This is a genomic window from Achromobacter maghribensis (assembly GCF_057334215.1).
The window spans coordinates 45,926-50,524 of record NZ_JBHFII010000011.1 but is presented as its reverse complement, the minus strand read 5'-3'; the positions used below and the strand labels follow the sequence as shown (position 1 = coordinate 50,524).

Sequence of the window (4,599 nt, the reverse complement as noted above, 5' to 3'; positions counted from 1 at the left end):
ACCGCGACCGCTGGCTGCCGGTCGCCCGAGACCTGGGCCTGAAAGCGCAATAACCCCCGCGCCGTTGCGCGCCTCCCCGACATGACGGAGACATCACATGGCATTGAATATCACGCGCCACGGCGCGACGGCGGTCCTCGGCATGGACCGGCCGGGCCAGCGCAACGCGCTCAGCCTGGAAATGCGCGAAGCGTTCGACCGCGCGCTGCAAGAAGTGCGCGACGACGATACCGTGAAGGCGGTCGTGCTGACCGGCTCGGGCGGCCATTTCTGCGCGGGCGGAGACATCAAATCGATCTCGCGGGCGCTGGCGGAAGGCCGCGACGGATTCGAAGGCCGCGACCGCATCCGGCACATCCAGCGCTGGTTCGACATGCTGGTTGACCTGGAAAAGCCGGTCATCTGCGCGGTGGACGGCGCGGCATTCGGCGCGGGCCTGTCGTTGGCGCTAAGCGCGGACTACGTCATCGCACAGCACAACGCCACCTTCTGCGCGGTGTTCGCCCGCATCGGCTATGTGCCTGATTTGCTTGGCATGTACTTGCTGCCGCGCGCCGTGGGCCTGGCGCGCGCCAAAGAACTGGTCTTCACGGCCCGCGTGTGCGGGGCCGACGAAGCGCTGCGCCTGGGAATGGTCCAAGAGGTCTGCGACAACGCGCTGGAGCGCGCGCTTGACATGGCAGCGCGCTTCCATGGCGCGCCCACGCAGGCCCTTGGGCTGGCCAAGACGGTCATGAACCGCAGCTTCGAATCCACGCGCGAAGCCGTCTACGTCCAAGAGGCGATGGCGCAGGCCATTTGCCGCGACAGCGCCTTCCATCGCGAGGCCGCGCGCCGCTTCGTGGACAAGCAACCCGCCCTTTACCAATGGGACTGAGACCACGCGGAACACCGGCTTCCGGCTGATGACAGCGGCCGGCAAGCCGCCACTTTGTCCCTACGAGCGGTCGGGGTACCCGGCGCCGTCAGCGCCAGATCGTCATAATGACGCTCGCCTCCGGCCTGGCCCTGGACACCATGGCGCCAGCCCCGGTTCCCCGCCGCTTTCAGTAGGAATTCCCGCGTGTTTCATGTTTTCACCGGACTGATCAGTCTCTATGTCATCTGGCGTTTCGTCCTGCCGCTGTCCGTTTCCAAGCCTGTCAAAGCGCTGCTTTCCGTCCTGCTGCTGGCGGTGGCCGAACACCATCTGGTGACGCGCAATTTCTTCGGCAGCATGGCCTCGCCTGAAATTCCGGCCACCCTGCTGATGGCGCTGGGCTGGCTGTTCGGCAGCCTGCTCCTGCTGGCCATGCTGCTGCTTGCCCGCGACGTGGCCAGCCTGGCCGTCTGTGCGGTATCGCGCGAGCGTGGCCGCCGGCTGTGGGCCGCGGCGCGCTGGCGCCAGGTCGCCGCGGTGCTGGCGGTGGCCTTGGCGGCCATTGGCGTCTGGCAGGCGGTGCGCGTGCCAGACGTGAAGACGCTTGAAATCGTCTTGCCGAAGCTGCCGCCCGAGCTGGACGGTTTCCGCGTGGTGCAGCTGACCGACCTGCACGCCAGCCGTCTGCTGGAAGCGCCCTGGATCGACGCCGTCGTCAAAAAGACAAACGACCTGAACCCGGACCTGCTGGTCATCACGGGCGATCTGGTCGACGGCACGACCGCCGCCCGCGTCGCCGACGTGTTCCCGCTGCAAGCGCTGCGCGCCCGGCACGGCGTCTACGCGATTCCCGGCAACCACGAGTACTACGCCGAATACCAGCGTTGGCTGCCTGCATTCGACAAGCTGGGCCTGCGCCTGCTGTTGAATGACCACGTCACGCTGACGCCGAACGGCAAGCGCCTGGTGCTGGCCGGCGTCACCGACAGGATGGCGGGGGCCTACGACCAGCCCATGCCCGACGTAAAGCAGGCGCTGGCCGGCGTGCAAGCGAATGACCCGGTCATCCTTTTGAGCCACCGCCCCGCCGGCGCTGCGCTGAACGCCCAAGCCGGCGCGGGCCTGCAATTGTCCGGCCACACCCACGGGGGGCAAATCCTGGGCCCGCACCTGCTGACGCAACTGGCCAATGAAGGCTATGTTTCCGGCCAGTACCAGGTAGGCGCCATGAGCCTGTATGTCAGCAACGGCACCGGCCTGTGGCCCGGCTTCCCGATCCGCTTGGGCCGCCCCTCGGAAATCACGCAGATCGTGCTGCGTTCGCCTGCGGCATCCGCGCCGCAATAAACTCGCCGACATGATGTACCTCCTGTGGTCCCTGCCCGCCCTGACCGTGATCGCCGCCATCGCCAGCGGGCGGGTCAACACCACTATCGCCGCCGTGCTGGGGCTGTTCGCCGCCGTCCCCATCGCGCTCTACGCGGCGCCGGCGCCCTTCAGCGGCGCGCAACTGGCCGTGACGCTTGAGCGCGGCCTGTGGATCGGCTGGATCATCACCCCCTACATCCTGGGCGGGCTGTTGTTCTGGCAAATGGCGTCGCAAGGGAACGCGCCCGCACCGGCCGCGCAAGGCCAGGCCGGGCTGAACGACCCGCTGGCCCGCCGCCGGCGCCTGTTCTTCGCCTGTTTCCTGATCGGACCGTTCGCCGAGTCCGCCACCGGCTTCGGCGTGGGCATGCTGGGCACCGTGCTGCTGATTCGCCCGCTAGGCTTGAAACCGCGCGACATCATGGTGTTCGCCTTGCTGAGCCAGACCTTGATCCCCTGGGGGGCAATGGGTAGCGGCACGTTGCTGGCGTCCGCGTATGCGCGCGTGCCGGCCCCGGAGCTGGCGTTGTACAGCATGGTGGCGGTGGCGCTGCTGATGGCCGTGTGGATGCTGTTGTTCTGGCGGACGGCCCGCCACGCGGGCCTGCGCGCCGACGCCGCCGAACACCGCCGGGAAGCCGCCTGGATGGCGGCCAGTCTGGGCCTGCTGACGGCCGCAACCGCCTTGCTGGGTCCGGAAACGGCATTGCTGGCTGCCTACGGCCCGTTGATCGTGCTGCGCTTCCTGCTGGACCGCCGCCCCAACCGCCCACAAGCGCTGGCCGCGGCACGCCGCGCCTTGCCGTACATCCTGGTGATCGCCTGCCTGGTGGCCACGCGCCTGATCCCTGCCGTCAACCGCGCGTTGGGCACGCTGGCCGACTTCCAGCCTTTCGCGGACCTGCCCGCCTGGCTGCCGTTCCTGCATGCAGGCAGCTGGCTGGTCGCGGGCGCGCTTGCCATGGCCGCCTGGCGCCGCGAACCCGGCGCGCTGGCCGCGCAGGCACGCGCATCCTGGAAAACGGGTCGCCACGCCGTCATGTCCGTATTCCTGTTCGCCATGATGGCCGAAGTGCTGGCGGGCGCCGGTATCTCGCAGGCGTATGCGGACGGCTTGTTCGCCACCTTCCAGGACTGGACCATCCTGATCACTCCCGTGCTGGCCGGCGCGTTCGGTATATTGGCAAACAGCGGCAACGCGCCGAACAGCCTGTTCATGCCGTCCCAGCTATCATTAGCGGTTCAAGCGGGCCTGAACGTGCCGGCAGCGGCTGCGCTGTTACACGTATCGGGCACGGCGATGGGCATTTTTTCACCGGTAAGAATGTCGATCGCGGCCGGCCTGGCTCACGGACCAGGGCAAGAACGCAGCGTGTATGTTCTACTACTGCCGTTCGCCTTGGCCGCGTTCGGCATTCTTTTGTCCCTGGCGCTGCTTGTCGTAGTGTCGGGATAGCCGCCGGAGCGCTGATGCTCACGGCCTCAACCTTTTTTTTGTGTAGCACATGGGACTAGAACAGTTAGCCGCGATCCGGGCATTGATCACCAAGCAAGCGCCTGAAGAGCCGACCCCCAAGAAGGAATCGCGTCCGCAGGGCGGCGGCAAGGGACCCCGTTCGCCGCAAGGCGCCGGCAAGGGCCCGCGTCCGCAAGGCGGCGATAAAGGCGCGCGCCCGCAGGGCGGCGACAAGGGCCAACGGCCGCAGCGCGCGGAACGCCGCGAACGCGAGACGCCCGTGGACCCGGTCGTGGTTGCGATTTCGCGTCTGCAACGCCACTTCCCCAAGGCGTTCCCCAAGAACCCCGCTCCCAAGCTTCCGCTGAAGCTGGGCGTGCTGGCGGACCTGGTGCAACACGCGCAGGCGCTGCAGCTGGACGAGGCGCAGATCAAGGAAGCGGTCAAGACCTGGTGTGATGGCCGCCGCTACTGGACCTGCATGGTGGAAGACGCGCCGCGCGTGGACCTGAATGGCGAACCCTCGGGCGCCGTGACGGCCAACGAAGCCAAGCACGCCAAGCGCATGGCTTCGCGCAGCGCCTCCAAGAACGCCGCCGCGCGCAACAAGGCCAAGAAGGCGGAAGCCGCTGCCGCCGCCGGAGTGCCGGCCGCCGGAACGCCGGCCGCCGACGAGGCGGTTGCCAAGGTCGCTGATGGAGCGGTTGCCGATACGACGGCTACCGATTCGCCGGCACCCGCCGCCGCCACGCCGGCCGCCACCGAAGCGCCCGCGGCTGACGCATCGGCCGATGCCCCGGTTGATGCTCCCGCCGATGCCCCGGCATCCGGCAAGCCCGCTTCCGATACGCCTGTGTAATACCGCCGCCAGGCGGCATTGATGGCAACAAGCAACCCGGGCTGGGGGGTACGCCGC

At 68.0% G+C, this 4,599-nt stretch carries 4 protein-coding genes; all 4 read left to right on the top strand.

Features of this window, described 5'->3' with window-relative positions:
- Positions 1–97 precede the first annotated feature (97 nt).
- The 4 genes from ACE039_RS04565 (at position 98) to ACE039_RS04550 (ending at position 4,542) form a co-directional block, all read left to right on the top strand.
- A complete protein-coding gene (locus ACE039_RS04565; RefSeq protein ID WP_448710473.1) occupies positions 98–877 on the top strand; it encodes an enoyl-CoA hydratase/isomerase family protein in 780 nt (259 codons plus the stop codon).
- Between the two features lie 186 nt (positions 878–1,063).
- The gene (locus ACE039_RS04560; RefSeq protein WP_485821780.1) at positions 1,064–2,206 is read left to right on the top strand and encodes a metallophosphoesterase; all 1,143 of its coding nucleotides are present in this window, start codon (positions 1,064–1,066) and stop codon (positions 2,204–2,206) included.
- A 10-nt stretch (positions 2,207–2,216) separates the two neighbouring features.
- Entirely contained in the window at positions 2,217–3,683 is a 1,467-nt protein-coding gene (locus ACE039_RS04555) for a hypothetical protein (protein ID WP_485821779.1), read from the top strand.
- A gap of 49 nt (positions 3,684–3,732) precedes the next feature.
- The gene (locus ACE039_RS04550) at positions 3,733–4,542 is read left to right on the top strand and encodes a ProQ/FinO family protein (protein WP_485821778.1); all 810 of its coding nucleotides are present in this window, start codon (positions 3,733–3,735) and stop codon (positions 4,540–4,542) included.
- Positions 4,543–4,599 lie beyond the last annotated feature (57 nt).

What these genes read in the sequence shown, in the direction of transcription:
- ACE039_RS04565 (WP_448710473.1), top strand. Translation starts at nt 98, where the DNA reads ATGGCATTGAATATCACGCGCCACGGCGCGACGGCGGTCCTCGGCATG.
- ACE039_RS04555 (WP_485821779.1), top strand. Translation starts at nt 2,217, where the DNA reads ATGATGTACCTCCTGTGGTCCCTGCCCGCCCTGACCGTGATCGCCGCC.
- ACE039_RS04550 (WP_485821778.1), top strand. Translation starts at nt 3,733, where the DNA reads ATGGGACTAGAACAGTTAGCCGCGATCCGGGCATTGATCACCAAGCAA.